Here is a 15,705-nt window from a genome sequence, read left to right on the forward strand (position 1 = left end):
CGCACACCCTTTGACCGACCAACGAACCCAATGGTGATGACACTTGACCACTCACGCCCCGTTCGCCCCCACCGACACCCCCGCCCCTGCCTCTGCCCCTGCCTCCCAACTCGGTGTCGCGGATGAGCTGTTGGCACTGCTGCGCGACACGACCACCGAACCGCGGCCGGACAATCAGTTGGAGGCCCTGACCCTCGCCGTCGCCGCCGACCTGCCCGTCCTGCTGTGGGGTGAGCCGGGCATCGGCAAGACCGCCGCCCTGACACAGCTCGCCGCGTCGCTGGACCTGCCCCTGACGACGGTGATCGCGAGCGTCCACGAGCCGTCCGACTTCTCGGGTCTGCCCGTCGTCGGAGACGATCCCGCGGCGCAGGGTGTCCCGATGGCCCCGCCGGACTGGGCCGTCCGCCTCGTACGGGCGGGGCGCGGGCTGCTGTTCCTGGACGAGCTGTCCACGGCGCCGCCCGCCGTACAGGCCGCCCTGCTCCGCCTCGTACTCGAACGGCGGATCGGCGCGCTCCAACTCCCGCCGGACGTAAGGATCGTGGCCGCCGCCAATCCGCGCTCGTCGGCGGCCGACGGGTGGGAGCTGAGCCCGCCGCTGGCCAACCGGTTCGTTCATCTTCAGTGGACCCATGACCACGAAGTCGTCGTACGGGGCCTCGGCGGGACCTGGCCCGTGGCGACGCTGCCCCGGCTGGATCCCGAGCGGCTGGCCGATGCTGTCGGCTTCGCGCGCCGTGCCGTGTGCGGGCTGCTCTCCGCCCGAGCCGGGCTCGTGCACCGGCTGCCCAGCAACGAGAGGCGCCGGGGCGGCGCCTGGCCGTCGCCCCGCAGCTGGGAGATGTCGCTGCGGCTGATCGCCTTCGCCACCGCGGCCGGTTCGTCGCGGGACGTACTCTCGCTGCTCGTCAGGGGCACCGTGGGGGACGGGCCGGGACTCGAACTGCTCGCCAGTCTCGACCGGATGGACCTCCCGGACCCGGAGACGGTTCTCGCCGACCCGGCGGGCGCCGCCCTGCCCGAGCGCGGTGATCTGCGGCAGGCCGTGCTCGACGGTGTGGTACGGGCCGTCCGCGAGCGTCCGGAGAAGTCCCGCTGGGACGCGGCGTGGGCGGTTCTGGTCCGGGCGATGGAGACCGGGGCGCCGGACCTGGTGGTCGTCCCGGCGACCACCCTCGCCTCGCTGCGCCGCGAAGAGTGGGACGTTCCCGCGTCGATCGACCGGCTCGCCGGGGCGGTGTCGCTCTCCCGGCTGGCGGACCGGGCGGCAGCCCCTACGGCGTCCGTCGCGAAGGCCGGCCGATGACCGCGCACACGGTCACGGACTCCGCCGAGGACGCGCCGGGAGCGCTGGATCTCGACAAGCTCTTCGCCGCCCGGCTGCACGCCGTCCGGGTGCGGCCCTTCATGGCCACGGCGCTGTTCGCCCTGCATGTGGTGGAGTCGCGGCGGGTGCCGACGATGGCCGTCGACCGGCACTGGCGGTGTTACGTCTCGCCGGCGTTCGTGGCCCGCACGCCGGTGAACGAGTTGGCCGGGGTCTGGGTGCACGAGGTGTCGCATCTGCTCCGCGACCACCACGGCCGAAGTGACCGGTTCGCGCGGACCCACGGGCTGACCGGCCCGGCGGAACGGCTGCGGATGAACATCGCGGCGGACTGCGAGATCAACGACGACGTGTTCGGCGAGGGGCTGACGCGGCCCAGAGATGCCGTCGGTCCGGGTCTACTGGGGCTGACCGCGGGCGAGTTGATGGAGGAGTATCTGCTCCAGTTCCGGCTGAGCCCGCGTACGCAGAGCATGGCCTGGCTGGACTGCGGCAGTGGCGCCGACGGGCTGGCACGGGAGTGGGATCTCGGGCCCGACGGCGCGCACGGTCTCAGCGCACAGGAGCGGGACGCGGTCCGGTTCCGGGTGGCACGGGGCATCAACGCCCGTCCGGGGAGCGCCCCGAAGGGGTGGCAGCGGTGGGCGGACGAGGCGTTCCATCCGACGCAGCCGTGGCGGGAGCTGCTGGGTGCGGCGGTCCGCTCGGCGGCCTCCGGTTCCGGTGTGGGCGAGGACTACACGTATGGCCGGCCATCGCGCCGTTCGGCCGGGCTGCCCGGCGTCGTACTGCCGAGCCTGCGGCGCAGGCCACCACGGGTCGCGGTGATCATCGACACGTCCGGGTCGGTGAGCGACTCCGAACTGGGCAGCGCGCTGAACGAGGTCACCGCCATCTCCCGTGCCGTGGGCGGCCGTCGGGATCTGATCTCCGTCCTGCCCTGCGACGCGTCGGCCGAGATCGTGCATCCGCTGTGCCGGGCCGCGGGGATCCCGCTGATGGGAGGCGGGGGTACGGATCTGCGTACGGGCTTCGCGAGGGCGCTCAGGAAAGGTGCTCGGCCGGATGTGATCGTGGTCCTGACGGACGGTCAGACACCGTGGCCGGACAGCCGGCCACCGTGCCGGACGGTGGTGGGCCTGTTCGACCGGGAGTCCTCCTCCCGGTCGTGGGCCGAGGACGATCCCGATTACGTACCGGACGCGCCGCCCGAGTGGGCGCGGGTGGTCTCCATCGGGCCGTCGTCCGGCGCCCGGTGAACGGACGGCCGGACAGGACCTGGTCGGTCAGTAGCGGGTGTGGAGCTGATCCAGCACCAGCGGCGCGGGAGGCGGCAGGGGTTCCGCGTGCTCGGCCCGCAGGGACTGGAGGAGGTAGGCGACCAGCCTCCGGGACGCCGCCAGTGAGACCTGCCGGTTCTCGCCGACGATGCCGCTGTTGGCGAGGAGCAGGAGGGGGAGGTCACTGTGGTCGAAGTCCTCGCGCAGTGCCCCGGCGTCCTTGGCGCGCCGGACCAGCAGGGCGAGGGCTTCCTCGGCCCGCGAGCGCTGACGGTTGTATTCGGTGGCGTCCGGGAACTCGGAGAAGAACGCCGCGGTGAAGCCCCGGTCCGTGGCCTGCATGGCGCAGACCTGCTCGATGACGGTGCGGAATCCGCGCCAGGGATCCTCGTCCTCCAGCGCCTCGTCCAGGACCGACACGCAGGCGGTGAGCTGTTCGGAGAAGGCCTCGGTGACGAGCGAGGCACGGGTGGGGAAGCGCCGGTAGAGGGTGGCGGCGCCGACGCCGGCGCGGCGGGCGATGGTCGTGAGGGGTACGTCGAGTCCCCTCGTGGTGAACGACTCGCGGGCGACTTCGAGGATGCGGTCGCGGTTGTGCTGGGCGTCGGCGCGCAGCCCGGTGGCGGCGCGAGGACGTGACCCGGCGGCGTCGTCCGCGGCCGGCGGGCCTTGTTTCCGAGAGGGCTGAGCAGGCATGTCTCTCACTTTAGCGTAAGTGGACGGTGTCATCCGTTTATCCGGTTAGCGTGGGTGGGCGAGCCGGAGGATCCCTCCCCTCGCGACCGGCGGGACAGAGCCGGCGACCGAGCCGACGACACCGGTCCCACGAAAGAGACAGGACTCGACCATGCCCGAGATGCGCGCGGCCCTCTACGACCGGTACGGCCCCCCTGAGGTGCTGTACGAGGGCAGGCTGCCCGTGCCGGACCCCAAGCCGGACGAGGTGCTGGTCCGTGTCCACGCGGCCACCGTCAACGGCGGGGAGCTGGCCGGCCGGTCCGGCAGGATGCGGCTGGTGACAGGGCGCCGCTTCCCCCAGCGCACCGGGCTCGACTTCGCGGGCGAGATAGCCCGGGTCGGCGCCGCCGTGACCGGAGTACGGGAGGGCGAGAGGGTCTGGGGCATGCTGGGCCGGTCGACGTTCGGCAGCGCGGCGGAGTACGTGACCGTACGCCCCGAACGGATCGCACCCGCCCCCGCCGATCTCGCCCTGACGCAGGCCGTGTCCCTGCTGGCGGGCGGCACGACCTCGATCACCGCCCTGCGTGACAAGGCCGGACTGAAGCCCGGCGAACGCCTGCTGGTGCGCGGCGCCAGCGGTGGGGTCGGCAGCGTGGCCGTCCAGATCGGCAAGCTCTTCGGTGCCCATGTCACCGCTCTGGCGAGCGGGAAGAACCTGGACTTCGTCCGGGAGCTGGGCGCCGACGAGGCCCTCGACCACCGGCGGACCCGGCCGGGCGATCTGGGCACGTTCGACGTCGTCATGGACACCGTCGGCACCGAGCACCCCGTCTACCGGGGGCTGCTGGCTCCGGGCGGACGCATGGTGGCCATCGCCTTCGACATGGAGCACCCCGTCGCCGGCATTCTCTACATCCTGCGCTCCACCGTCCACGGCTCCCGGCGGATACGGGCCTTCAGCGGCAATCCCCGGCACGCGCTGCTGGCCGAGCTGACCGGGTACGCCGAGAGCGGCGACATCCGGCCCGTGGTCGACACCGTCCATCCGCTCGGCGACATAGCCGCCGCCCACCGTGCCCTGGAGGCGGGCGGCGTCCGTGGAAAGCATGTCGTCCAAGTGGTGTGACCCGGAGGGCGGCTCACTCGGAGAGGCGCACCGTCGCGATCTCCCAGGCGCGCAGGGGGATGCGGACCGTTCCGGCATCGACGAGGGGTTCGTCAGCGGGAGCCGTCCGCTCCGCGCGGCTGTCGTCGTCGCCCAGGAGGCCGACGCGGCGGGTGCCCCGGAACGCGCCGCGTACGACCGCCGTGGACGGTTCGGGCGAGGCGGCGACCAGACGCAGTTCCAGCTCTCCGTCGCGGCGGCGAAGGCTGGTCATGACCGCGCCATCGACCGACAGGCCCTCGTGCGCGGCGGGGGCGGCTTCGCGCGGCCCCGTGCCGTGCGTGGCATGGAGCGGGTGGCGGAAGTGTTCGCCCGCCTCGGCGAGATTCGCCTCGTGCCAGTCGCCCGCGTGCGGCAGCACCGCGAACGAGACGGTGCTCGTACCGGTCATCTGGGCCGCCGGGATGGGGAGTTGTGGCCCGGCGGGCTCCGCGCGGTAGGGGTGGATGTTACGGCTGAGCCAGCCCGTGCCGCGCAGCACCGTCAACGCGATTTCGTCGTCGAGGAGTTCGTACTCGCAGGCCTGCGTCAGCAGCAGACCCGCACCGCCCGCGTCCACGAACCCGTGCGCGGGGAACGTCGGGACGGGGCGCTCGCTGAAACCGCCCTCCGCCGTACGCCCCCGCTCGACCACCGCGAACTGCCCTTCGGCGTAGGACGAGTTGGCGGGGCGGGCGAGTGGCACATGGCAGCGCACCCGATGGTCGAGCGAGGCGTTGTCCAGGGTCAGGTCGAGACGGACGAAGGGCTCCCCCACCCGCAGTTCGACGTCCAGCCGGACGCTGCCCGGCCGGGTCGTCGCCGTACGGCGGTCGGCGGTCCGGTCCACGGCCTGCGGCCAGTCGTATCCGCGCTCCACCGTGAGCGAGGCGCGGAGCGGACCGCCGACCGCCGTGCCGACGCGCAGTGAGCGGGGGGTCTCGACGACCCGGTCGGTGCCGGGCGGGGCGTAGTTGTAGCTGTCGCCGCGGTCGCCTCCGTCGACGATGCGGCCGACGCCGTCGAGCACGGTCCCGTCGGCGGACACGACGCGGAGCGTACCGTCGTCCAGGGCGGTGACGGTGACGAGGCCGTTGGACAAGGTACGGCCCTGGGCCCGTACGGGGCCTGCCCCTGCCGGGTCGCCGGGCCGCTCGACCTGCTGTCCGCCCGGCACCGGCCGCAGCGACGTCCAGCCGAGCGCCGGCACCCGGGCCAGGCAGGTGACCGTACGGTGGGCGGCCCGGGTGATGCGGACCGTCCAGTCACCGGTCGCGCCGCTCACGGCGGCGCGGACGGCCTCCACGTCGAACGGTGTGTCGCCGCCGTGCCTGGCCACGCCGAATTCCAGTACGCGCCGCTCGTCGTCGCAGGTCCAGTGGGTGATCTCGCTGCCGAACAGCTCCCGCCCGTGGACGCGTGGCAGGAACGCGGGCAGTTCCTCACCGGGCAGGGACTCCGAGAGCAGGAGCTGTTCCGCGCGCAGGTCGGTCTGGGCGGGCAGCCTGCTGCCGTCGGGCAGTTCGACGGCGATCTCCTCCCACTCGTCCGGGACTTCGAGGTCGAGGGTGACCAGGTCTTCCCGCGTGGCCGGGGTGGGATTCAGTACGAGTACGGCGTCCCGCGACACCTGCCGCGCGAGGCCGCCGGCCACCCTGTCCCGTACGGCCTGGCCGAGGTGTCCGGCCTCGCTGATACGGGCGAACACCTGGGTGGCCGTCTCGTCCACCCCGCATCCGGTGACCGAGTCGTGGCCGGATGCGTCGATCAGCCGCCACCACGCCAGATCGAGGAACTTCTCGGGCCACTCGGCCGACCAGAGCGCGGCGAAGGGCTCGGCGTAGCGTTCGACGAGACGCTCCGAGCGGGCCAGCGCCTGCTTCAGATGAGGGCGCACCGAGAGCACACCCGGCAGGATGTTGGCGCCCGCGTGGCTGCGCAGTTCACCTTCCACGACGGGCAACGACCGGTCGTGCGCGTCGCGTTCACCGATGTAATCGGCCAACGTGGTGATCGTCACGTCGACGTCCGCCGGGTCCAGGTCGGCGACCAGCTTGACCAGGGAGCCGACGGGGGCCGAGTGGTCCGTGCCGTACATCGCGAGGACCGGGTCGGCTCCGAAGGCGGGGGCCAGCCGTCTGCCGAGCTCGGCCATGCGGCCCGCGAAGTGTCCGGGGTCGGAGAAGACATAGGCGGCGTTGCCGTAGCCGCCCGCGAGATATTCGGTACGTACGGAGCTGCCGTCGGGTGCCTGCCAGCGGAAGGCGTGGCCGGGTACGCCCGCGGGGACGCCGCGCCACACACAGGCGTGGTCGAGACCGGCGGCGGAGAGGATCTGCGGCATCTGCGCGCAGTGGCCGAACATGTCGGGGAGATAGCCGACGGGCATCGGGCTGCCGAGTTCCGTGGCGCGGCGGTGGCCGAGTTCCAGGTTGCGGATGATGTTCTCGCCGGAGCAGAGGAACTCGTCCAGGAGGATCTGCCAGGGGCCGACGGCCAGTTGGCCGCGCCGGACCAGCCGGAGCACGCGGTCGCGGTGTTCCGGGCGGACCTCCAGGTAGTCGTCCACGGCGGCCATCTGTCCGTCGAGGGTGAAGCGGAACCGTTCGTCGGCCTCCGCCCGGTCCAGGACCTCGTCCAGCAGATCGACCAGCCGCAGCCGGAAGCGCTGGAAGGGCTCGTACCATTCGCGGTCCCAGTGGGTGTGCGGGACCAGCGACACGGCGGGGGCGGGAGCGTGGGCGCGGGCGGTCATCGGGACGGTGTCTCCTCTGCGGCTGAAGTACCCGCCTGGGGCGCGGTCCGAGTGGTGAAGGTGAGCGCCAGGGAGGCGCGCTCCGGCCGGAGTCGGTACTCCGGCAGAACACCGGGGCCGCAGGACGCGGACCCGAGTCCGTGCTGCGCGAGGTCGAGGTTGAGCACGATCGTGCCGCCCGGTTCGAGGTCGGTGGTGTGGGCCGCGGCGTCGAGTTGCTCCGACGTCCAGCGGCGGGCGGTGAAGGCGAAGGACTGGTCGCCTTCGACGCGCAGGCCCGTGCCGTCGTCGGCCGTCAGCCGCAGCCATCGCAGGTCGAGGCGGTTCCCGTTCTCCTGGGGGAAGACATACGGCGTCTGAAGGGCGTCGACGGTGCTGGTGAAGCGGCCGATCCTGGCTGCCTGCCGGCTGTCGGCGTACGCCTCCCCCGGGCCGCGCCCGAACCACTCGGCGGCGCCGAGGGCGGCGGGCAGGGCCATGCGCAGACCGAGCCTGGGCAGGGTGCACGGCCAGGTGCCCTCAGGCTCGACGTCCAGGTCCAGTCGCAGGCGCAGTCCGTCGGCGCTCCAGCGGTAGTCGGCCCGCATGCCGAAGCCGAGACCCGGCGGGGCGACCCGGGTGCGTACGAGGAGGGCGTCGCCGAGCGGTTCGACGGCCACGACGCGGTGGCGCAACCGGTGCAGGCCCGCGGCCCGCCACCGGGCTCCCTCGGGGTCGTCGGAGCCGCGGTCGTTGTCGGTGGGCGCCCGCCACAGGTCGAGCCGCGGCCCTTCGACGGGCAGGCCGCCGAGTGCGGTCAGCCGCCCGGTCACCGGGTCGAACACACCGGGCCCCAGGCGCAGTTCGGTGTCCGTCACCTCCGGAGCCGTACCGGCGGCGGGGGCGGTGGACACCGGCTTCGAGGTGACGGGTATCTGGCCCCAGGCCACCACGTGCCCCGCCCGCGCCCACGAGGTGTCGGCGGCGAGCGCGGCCCTTACGGTGAGCCAGCTCTCCCCGCCGGTGACGGGGAGTTCGGGCAGAGACAGATCGGCGCCGGCGCCCGCGGCGACCGGCGGCACGGTGAGCGCGCCGCGCGCGACCTCGGTTCCCTCCTCCTCCAGGACCCAGGAGAAGTCGAGATGCGCCGTCGACAGGATGTCGTAGTGGTTGGTGACGCGCGGTATGCCGTCGACGGCCGTGATCCGCACCGGTTCGAAGACCTTCGCGAACTCCGCGAGAGCGGGTGACGGTGTGCGGTCGGGGTGGAGGAGTCCGTCGATGACGAAGTTGCCGTCGTGGAGGGGCTCGCCGAAGTCGCCGCCGTACGCGAAGTAGGCGCGCCCTTCGGCGTCGCGTTGCGCGATGCCGTGGTCGAGCCACTCCCACACGAAACCGCCCTGGCAGCGCGGATGGCGCTCGAACAGGTCGCGGTACTCCAGCAGCCCGCCCGGCCCGTTGCCCATCGCGTGGCCGAACTCGCAGAGGACGAAGGGCCGTTCGCGGACGCGTTCATGCCCTTCGACGCCCTGCCCGATACGGTCCACCTCTTCGTGGGTGGCGTACATCCTGCTGTACACATCGGTGTAGGAGCAGTCGGCGTCGCCCTCGTAGTGCACGGGGCGGCTGGGATCGCGCCGGTGGGTCCACTCGGCGGTGGCGGCGAGGTTGCGGCCGGTGCCGGCCTCGTTGCCGAGCGACCACATGACGACCGAGGGGTGGTTCTTGTCCCGCTCGACCATGCGGCGCATCCGGTCCAGATACGCGTCGGTCCACCGGCGGTCGTCGCTGGGATTGCCCTGCCAGTCGAGTTCGGAGAAGCCGTGCGTCTCCAGGTCGCTCTCGTCGACAACCCAGAGGCCGTAGGTGTCGCAGAGGTCCAGGAACGCGGAGTCGGGCGGATAGTGGCTGGTGCGGACGGCGTTGACGTTGTGCCGTTTCATCAGCTCGATGTCGGCGACGGCGAACTCGCGGGGCACGACGCGTCCCGAATCCGGGTGGAATTCATGGCGGTTGACGCCCCGGAAGACGATCCGGCGGCCGTTCACCGTGAGTTGGCCGTCCTCGACGGCGACGGTACGGAAGCCGATACGTACCGGTACGCGCTCGGTGCCGGTGTGGACCTCTCCCTCGTACAGCCGTGGCTCCTCGGCGCTCCACGGCTCCACGCCGGGGATCTCGGCCGGCTCACCCGCGGGCAGCCCGGCGATGCCGAGTTCGGGAACGCTGACGCGTACGCCGCTGTCGGCGTCGACGCGGAGCGTGCCTCGTCCGGTGAGGTGGTCGTATCCGGCGTCGAGCGTGAAGTCCCGTACCCCGCCCGCCGGCCGGGCGAGCAGGGTGACGTCGCGGAAGACGCCGGACAGCCACCACATGTCCTGGTCCTCCAGGTAGCTGCCCGCCGACCACTGGTGGACACGGACTGCGAGGAGATTGCCGCGCCGTCGCAGCAGTGGTCCGACGTCGAACTCCGTCGGCAGCCTGCTGCCCTTGGTCACGCCCAGTTCGATGCCGTTGAGCCAGACGCGCCCGCAGGAGTCGATGCCGTCGAAGCGCAGCACGGCGGGCTCGTCAGGCCAGTCGTCGGGCAGGTCGAAGACCAGCCGGTGGTCGCCCGTCGGGTTCTCGGTGGGCACATGGGGCGGGTCGACGGGGAAGGGATAGCGGACGTTGGTGTAGGCGGGGGCGCCGTGGCCGGCCAACTGCCAGTGGCCGGGGACCTGGAGGTCCCCCCAGCCCCTGTCGTCGAAGTCGTCCCGTTCGATGCCGTCCGGCGCCGCGTCGACCGCCGGTGAGAGCAGGAACCGCCAGCTCCCGCCCAGGCTGAGCGCGGGCGCGTCGGAGCGGAAGGCGGACCGGGGTGCCGACGAGCCGTGGCCGGGGGCCGGGTCTTCGACGTACGAGGAGGGCAATGGATTCCCTTCAGCCCTTGAGGGCGCCGGCGGCGATGTTGCGGATGAAGTGCCGGGCGCCGAAGAGGAAGATGATGATCAGCGGGACGATGGCCACCAGCGTGCCCGCCATGACCACGCTGTAATCGGTGACATAGAGGCCGTTGAGCTGTGCGAGCGCGAGTTGGAGCGTGATGTGGCGGGAGTCGATGAGGACGACCAGCGGCCACAGGAAGTCGTTCCACACGTTGACGAAGGTGAAGATGCCGAGGAACGCGAGTGCCGGGCGCAGTACCGGCAGTCCGACGTGCAGATAGGTGCGGAAGAAGCCGCAGCCGTCGATCCGCGCCGCGTCGAGCAGTTCGTCCGGCAGGGCGCCGGCCGCGTACTGGCGCATCCAGAAGATGCCGAAGGCGTTGGCCGCGGCGGGCACGATCAGCGCCTTCAGGCTTCCCACCCAGCCGAGGTCGGCCATCAGGGAGAACTGCGGGATGGCGGCGAGCTGGGTGGGCACCACGAAGGTGGCCAGGAGGATCCCGAAGAGGATCTTGCTGCCGGGGAAGGTGTACTTGGCGAAGGTGAAGGCGGCGAGCGAGTCGAAGAACAGCACGGCGACGGTCGTCACGATCGCGACGACGAGCGTGTTGAGCAGCGACCCGAAGAAGTCGATCTTCGAGAAGACCTCGCCGATGTTGTGGAAGAGCTGGTCGCCGAAGACGAGCTTCGGGGGGCTTGAGTAGATGTCCGGCGTGGTGTTGGACGCCATCACGGCGAGCCAGTAGTAGGGGAAGAGGGTGATCGCCGCGCCGACGAGGAGCGCTGTGTACGTCAGGACACGTCCGCGGGTAGTCATCGCACGTCCTCCTTGATGGTGATCTGTCCTCGCTCGGGGCGTTGCACAAGCCGCCAGTTGAGGATGGAGAACAGCACGACGACGACGAAGATGCCCCAGGCGATGGCGGCGCCGTAGCCGAAGTCGTTGTCCGCGAAGGCGGTTCCGTAGAAGTAGAGGACCATCGTCAGTCCCGCGCCGCCGGGCCCGCCGCGGTCGCCGAGCAGCACCTGTGACTCGGTGAAGATCTGGAGGCCGCCGATGGCGGACATCACCAGCGAGAACAGGAGCACCGGCCGCAGGAGCGGCAGGGTGATCCGGAAGAACGTCTGTACGGGGCTCGCGCCGTCGACGCGCGCCGCCTCGTAGACGTCGGTGGGCAGGGCCTGGAGTCCGGCGAGGAAGATGATGGCGTTGTAGCCCGTCCAGCGCCAGATGATCATGATGGCGATGGCGCACCGGATGCCCCAGGGGTCGGTCAGCCAGGGGACATGGCCGAAGCCGAAGAGGTCGAGGATCCAGTTGAGAATGCCGAACTCACCGCTGAAGATCGAGCCGAAGACCAGCGACATGGCCACGATCGAGGTCACGTTGGGCATGAAGTACGCGACGCGCAGCACGCCCTTGAAGCGCACCGAGGAGTTCAGACCGAGGGCGATGAGCAGGGCGAGCACGGTCATCGGGACCGTCGACATCACCCAGATGATCAGGGTGTTGGCTATCGAGTCCCAGAACTGGCTGTCGGTGAGCAGATAGCGGAAGTTCTCCAGGCCGACGAACTTCATCGGTCCTACGCCGTCCCAGCGCTGGAGCGACAGATAGAGCGAGTAGAACACCGGGTAGAGGCCGAAGACGGCGAAGAGCAGGAAGAACGGGGAGACGGCGGCGTACTGCGGCAGATGACGCCACCGCCTGCGGCGCCGGGCGGCCTCCTCCGCCGGTGACCGCGGGGCGGTCGCCGGCGCGTCGAGTTCGGACGTCGCGGTCATGAGAGCACACCCTGTCGGCGCAGAAGTCGTTCGATCCGGTTCCGGGCGTCCTTCCAGGCGCGCTCCGGATCCTTGCCGCCGAGTTCGACGTTCGTGAGCTCGTCGGTGTAGGTGTCGCTGATGGTGATGTCCCAGGGGCTGAAGTAGGCGTACCGCACCTGGTCGGCGATGTCGGCGAAGACCTTCACGGCGGACTGGCCGCCGAAGAACTTGTCCGGGGCGGTGATCCGTTCGTCCTCGGCCGCGGCAGGGCTGGAGGGGAAGAGGCCGATCTCGGCGTAGTTGGAGGCCTGGTTCGCCGGGTTCTGCAGCCAGCTGATGATGTCGAACGCCGCTTGCGGATCGGGGCAGGCGGCGGTGATGGCGAGGAAGGAACCGCCCTGGTTGCCGGGTCCGCCGGGCGGTGCGCAGACCCGCCATTTGCCGGCGGTGCCGGGAGCCGACTGCTTGATCTCGCCGGTGATCCAGGAGGCGTTGACGAGGCTGACCTCCTGGCCGGTGTTCCAGGCCGCGTGCCGGTCCACGGACTGGCCGCTGGCCGTCTGCGAGCCGCCGAACCCTGCGGTGAGGCGCCGCCGGAACGCCTCGACCGAGCGGTCCCAGGCGAGTCTGACGTGGGCCTGGTCGTCCAGGTAGCTGTTCTCGGGGGTGAAGTACTTCCGCTGCTCCTGGGCCATCGAGTACGTGAAGACCGTTTTGGTGTCGGTGATCAGATAGCGGCCGGGGAGCTTCTTCCGGATCTGCTCGCCGAAGGTGAAGTACTTCTCCCAGGTGGGTACGGCCGCCGCGACGTCGTCCGGTTCGCTGGGCAGGCCGGCCTTCTCGAAGATGTCGTGCCGGTAGTAGAGGGCCGCGGGGCCGATGTCGATGGGGAAACCCAGCTGGAAGCCGTCGGGGGTGGCGCCCGCCTGCCACTTCCACGGCAGATAGCCCTGCGCCAGCTCACGCGCCCCGTGGTCGTTCATGTTCACGAAGCGGTCGCTGTCGCTGAAGTACCGCGAGATGTTGTCGCCGATCATGGTGATGTCGGGCAGATAGGCACCGCCGGCGAGCGCGGCGAGCAGCCGCTGTGTGAGGTCGCCGCTCACCTGCGAGGGCACGAACTCGTCGGCCGCGAAGCGCTTCCTGGCGGCCTTGAGCACGTTCTCGGAGAAGCCGTTGTACGTGTACCAGAAGGTGAGGTGACCGGGGTTCGCGGTCGTGGGGCTTGAGCATCCACCGGCTCCGAACGCGGCGGCGCCGAGAGCGGTCGCGCCTGCCAGGAGCCTTCGTCGAGTCAGCGTCATTGAGGACCCTTCCAAGGCCCGTGAACGCTCCCGTGAACGTTCACGAATTGCCGGGAAGTCTCTGGCGGAGTACGCCGATGTGTCAAGAGGGCGCACGTCGGCGACCTGTGGAGGGTGGTCGGCGGTCGGTTCGGGGGTTACGTTCCGGGGCCGGAGCCGACACCGGCGCCGGGCCCGCTCATCCGGACTGGCTCACCCGGACTCGCGCAGCCGCAACTCCGCGCGGACGACCAGCTCGTCGGGAGCGAGCGGGCCGCTGCCGGTCAGCAGGCGGGCGGCCTGCTCCACGGCGAGCGCCCCGAGCCCGCGCGTGTCCAGCGCCACGGTGGAGAGCGGCGGCTCGACGAGCGTACCGAGGCGCAGCCCGTCGAAACCGATCACGGCGAGCTCCCCGGGGACGCTCCGGCCGAGGCGGCGCGCGGCCCGCAGCGCGCCGATGGCGATGATGTCGTTGAAGGTGAACACGGCGGTCACGTCGGGGTGTTCGGCCAGAAGCGTCTCCAGCGCACGCTCGCCGCCCTCGACGCTCTGGTCCGCCCTGCACACCGGCCCTTCGTCCAGCCCGCAGGCCGCCGTCGCGGCCGCGAACCAGGCGTGCCGGACGCTCGGTTCGGCCCGGCCCGCGTGGTCGAGCATGCCGATACGCCGGTGGCCGTTCGCCACCAGGTGGGTGATCGCCGCCTGGACGCCGGCCTCGCCGTCGATCCGGATCGCGCTGAACCGGTCGCTGCGCCGCTCACGATCGATGAGCACGACCGGAACGCCGCGGGTCAGCTCCTCGATCTCTTCCTCGGACCGGCTGAAGTACCCGACGACGGCGTCCACTTGTGAGGCGATGACCTGGAGGGTGCCGCGTTCCTCCTCGGCGCTGTCGGCGGTGTCGTACACGAGGACATGCCAGCCATGGGCCCGCGCGGCTTCCAGTGCCGCTGCCGCGACCTCGGTGAAGAACGGGTTGAGCAGGTCGGGAATGACCAGCCCGACGCTGATGGTGTCCTGTCTGACCAGGCCCCTGGCGAACCGGCTCGGGCGGTAGCCCAGCGCGAGGGCGGCGTCGAGCACCCGCTGCTTGGTGGAGCCCTGGATCTCGCCCTTGTTGTTCAGGGCCCGTGACACGGTCTGCCGGGACACCCCGGCGGACCGGGCGACATCGTGGATCGTCACCCTGCGGGATTCGGTCCCCGACGACGCCATCACTCACCTCCGCACAGCTGTCGGCACCGGCGCACCGACAGGGATCCGAGTATGCCTCGGCCGGGTGCGGCGGCGCATACGGCTGCCGTCCGGCCGCCATACATGGGATCACTGCCCGCGAGGTGGCCCTGGACGCCGACAAGCAGCCGGCTCGGGCCCGTCGCCGGCATCCCGGTCACGCTCACCGTGGGCGCCGACCCCACATCGCCCGCCTGCGCGTAGGGACTGCCCGGCGCGTCAGGCCAGGAGTTCGAGCGTGTCGATCAACCGGTTCGAGAAGCCCCACTCGTTGTCGTACCAGGCGACCACCTTGATGTGGCGGCCGTCGACGCGGGTGAGGGCCGAGTCGAAGATCGCCGAGGCGGGGTTGCCCGTGATGTCGGACGACACGAGGGCGTCCTCCGAGTATTCGATGATGCCGGCCAGCGCTCCTTCGGATGCCGTGCGGTACGCGGCCAGCACGTCATCGCGCGAGACGTCGCGGGCGACGGTCGTGTTGAGTTCCACGATCGAGCCCACCGGCACCGGCACACGGATCGAGTCGCCCGACAGCTTGCCGTCGAGGTTCGGCAGGACCAGGCCGATCGCCTTGGCGGCGCCCGTCGTGGTCGGCACGATGTTGACCGCGGCGGCGCGGGCGCGGCGGGCGTCGCGGTGGGGAGCGTCCTGGAGGTTCTGCTCCTGGGTGTAGGCGTGCACCGTCGTCATGAAGCCGTGCTCGATACCGGCGAGGTCGTCGAGGACCGCGGCCAGCGGCGCGAGGGCGTTGGTCGTGCACGAGGCGTTCGAGATGATCGTGTGCGTGGCCGGGTCGTACGCGTCGGTGTTGACCCCGAACGCGATCGTGGCGTCGGCGCCGGCCGACGGGGCGCTCACCAGCACCTTCTTGGCGCCCGCTGCGAGGTGGGCGCGGGAGGCCTCGGCCGAGGTGAAACGGCCGGTCGACTCCAGGACGATGTCGACGCCGAGTTCCGCCCAGGGCAGCCGGGCCGGTTCGCGCTCGGCGAGAACGGCGATACGACGGCCGTCCACCACGAGGGCGTTCCCGTCGACGGTCACCGGGCGGCCGAGCCGGCCGGCTGTCGTATCGAAGGCGAGCAGGCGCGCGAGGTCGGTGGGCTCGGTGAGGTCGTTGACGGCGACCACGTCGAGGTCGCTGTCGCGTTCGAGCAGTACGCGCAGCGCGTTGCGTCCGATGCGGCCGAATCCGTTGATGGCGATGCGAGTCATAAGAGATGTCCCTTCGGTTTCCCTCCAGGTTCGCGCGGGGCGTGCGCCCATGACTGCGGCGTGAACGCCATGGTTCGTAAGGATCACGCCAACGGGGTTGCGGAGGGCGGGCCG

At 71.1% G+C, this 15,705-nt stretch carries 11 protein-coding genes; 3 read left to right on the top strand and 8 right to left on the bottom strand.

Annotated features, from left to right (window positions below):
* Positions 1-43 precede the first annotated feature (43 nt).
* Together ACFWV8_RS06660 and ACFWV8_RS06665 are read left to right on the top strand one after the other, a co-directional pair.
* Positions 44-1,309: an AAA family ATPase gene (locus ACFWV8_RS06660; protein WP_384198585.1), complete on the top strand. Its 1,266-nt coding sequence runs from the start codon at positions 44-46 to the stop codon at positions 1,307-1,309.
* Positions 1,306-2,589 carry a VWA-like domain-containing protein gene (locus tag ACFWV8_RS06665; RefSeq protein ID WP_384198587.1) on the top strand — a complete coding sequence of 428 codons (1,284 nt, stop codon included), beginning with the start codon at positions 1,306-1,308 and terminating at the stop codon, positions 2,587-2,589. The genes ACFWV8_RS06660 and ACFWV8_RS06665 overlap by 4 nt, the downstream gene beginning before the upstream one ends.
* Before the next feature lie 27 nt (positions 2,590-2,616).
* On the opposite strand, the gene ACFWV8_RS06670 is transcribed toward ACFWV8_RS06665, so the two are convergent.
* On the bottom strand, positions 2,617-3,306 hold the full coding sequence (locus ACFWV8_RS06670) for a TetR/AcrR family transcriptional regulator (RefSeq protein WP_384198588.1): 690 nt from the start codon (positions 3,304-3,306) through the stop codon (positions 2,617-2,619).
* A gap of 151 nt (positions 3,307-3,457) precedes the next feature.
* On the opposite strand from ACFWV8_RS06670, the gene ACFWV8_RS06675 reads away from it, so the two are divergent.
* Positions 3,458-4,417, top strand: a complete 960-nt coding sequence (locus ACFWV8_RS06675) for an NAD(P)-dependent alcohol dehydrogenase (RefSeq protein WP_384198590.1) — start codon at positions 3,458-3,460, stop codon at positions 4,415-4,417.
* A gap of 13 nt (positions 4,418-4,430) precedes the next feature.
* On the opposite strand, the gene ACFWV8_RS06680 is transcribed toward ACFWV8_RS06675, so the two are convergent.
* From ACFWV8_RS06680 to gap, 7 genes are all read right to left on the bottom strand, one after another.
* Entirely contained in the window at positions 4,431-7,190 is a 2,760-nt protein-coding gene (locus tag ACFWV8_RS06680; RefSeq protein ID WP_384198592.1) for an alpha-mannosidase, read from the bottom strand.
* A complete protein-coding gene (locus tag ACFWV8_RS06685; RefSeq protein WP_384198593.1) occupies positions 7,187-10,081 on the bottom strand; it encodes a glycoside hydrolase family 2 TIM barrel-domain containing protein in 2,895 nt (964 codons plus the stop codon). The genes ACFWV8_RS06680 and ACFWV8_RS06685 overlap by 4 nt, the downstream gene beginning before the upstream one ends.
* 10 nt (positions 10,082-10,091) lie before the next feature.
* Positions 10,092-10,913 carry a carbohydrate ABC transporter permease gene (locus tag ACFWV8_RS06690; RefSeq protein ID WP_384198595.1) on the bottom strand — a complete coding sequence of 274 codons (822 nt, stop codon included), beginning with the start codon at positions 10,911-10,913 and terminating at the stop codon, positions 10,092-10,094.
* Positions 10,910-11,881 carry a carbohydrate ABC transporter permease gene (locus ACFWV8_RS06695; RefSeq protein ID WP_384198597.1) on the bottom strand — a complete coding sequence of 324 codons (972 nt, stop codon included), beginning with the start codon at positions 11,879-11,881 and terminating at the stop codon, positions 10,910-10,912. The genes ACFWV8_RS06690 and ACFWV8_RS06695 overlap by 4 nt, the downstream gene beginning before the upstream one ends.
* The gene (locus ACFWV8_RS06700) at positions 11,878-13,167 is read right to left on the bottom strand and encodes an extracellular solute-binding protein (RefSeq protein ID WP_384198598.1); all 1,290 of its coding nucleotides are present in this window, start codon (positions 13,165-13,167) and stop codon (positions 11,878-11,880) included. Before ACFWV8_RS06700 ends, ACFWV8_RS06695 begins: the two co-directional genes overlap by 4 nt.
* 192 nt (positions 13,168-13,359) lie before the next feature.
* Positions 13,360-14,361 (bottom strand): LacI family DNA-binding transcriptional regulator, encoded by a 1,002-nt coding sequence (locus ACFWV8_RS06705; RefSeq protein ID WP_384198600.1) that lies wholly within the window; start codon positions 14,359-14,361, stop codon positions 13,360-13,362.
* Positions 14,362-14,598: 237 nt separating this feature from the next.
* Positions 14,599-15,591 (bottom strand): type I glyceraldehyde-3-phosphate dehydrogenase, encoded by a 993-nt coding sequence (gene gap, locus ACFWV8_RS06710; protein ID WP_384198602.1) that lies wholly within the window; start codon positions 15,589-15,591, stop codon positions 14,599-14,601.
* Positions 15,592-15,705 lie beyond the last annotated feature (114 nt).

It is taken from the genome of Streptomyces sp. NPDC058665 (assembly GCF_042714995.1).
In the GTDB taxonomy this organism is placed as follows: Bacteria; Actinomycetota; Actinomycetes; order Streptomycetales; family Streptomycetaceae; genus Streptomyces.

What these genes read in the sequence shown, in the direction of transcription:
- ACFWV8_RS06690 (WP_384198595.1), bottom strand. Translation starts at nt 10,913, where the DNA reads ATGACTACCCGCGGACGTGTCCTGACGTACACAGCGCTCCTCGTCGGC.
- ACFWV8_RS06700 (WP_384198598.1), bottom strand. Translation starts at nt 13,167, where the DNA reads ATGACGCTGACTCGACGAAGGCTCCTGGCAGGCGCGACCGCTCTCGGC.
- ACFWV8_RS06705 (WP_384198600.1), bottom strand. Translation starts at nt 14,361, where the DNA reads ATGGCGTCGTCGGGGACCGAATCCCGCAGGGTGACGATCCACGATGTC.
- ACFWV8_RS06680 (WP_384198592.1), bottom strand. Translation starts at nt 7,190, where the DNA reads ATGACCGCCCGCGCCCACGCTCCCGCCCCCGCCGTGTCGCTGGTCCCG.
- ACFWV8_RS06670 (WP_384198588.1), bottom strand. Translation starts at nt 3,306, where the DNA reads ATGCCTGCTCAGCCCTCTCGGAAACAAGGCCCGCCGGCCGCGGACGAC.
- gap (WP_384198602.1), bottom strand. Translation starts at nt 15,591, where the DNA reads ATGACTCGCATCGCCATCAACGGATTCGGCCGCATCGGACGCAACGCG.
- ACFWV8_RS06675 (WP_384198590.1), top strand. Translation starts at nt 3,458, where the DNA reads ATGCCCGAGATGCGCGCGGCCCTCTACGACCGGTACGGCCCCCCTGAG.
- ACFWV8_RS06665 (WP_384198587.1), top strand. Translation starts at nt 1,306, where the DNA reads ATGACCGCGCACACGGTCACGGACTCCGCCGAGGACGCGCCGGGAGCG.
- ACFWV8_RS06695 (WP_384198597.1), bottom strand. Translation starts at nt 11,881, where the DNA reads ATGACCGCGACGTCCGAACTCGACGCGCCGGCGACCGCCCCGCGGTCA.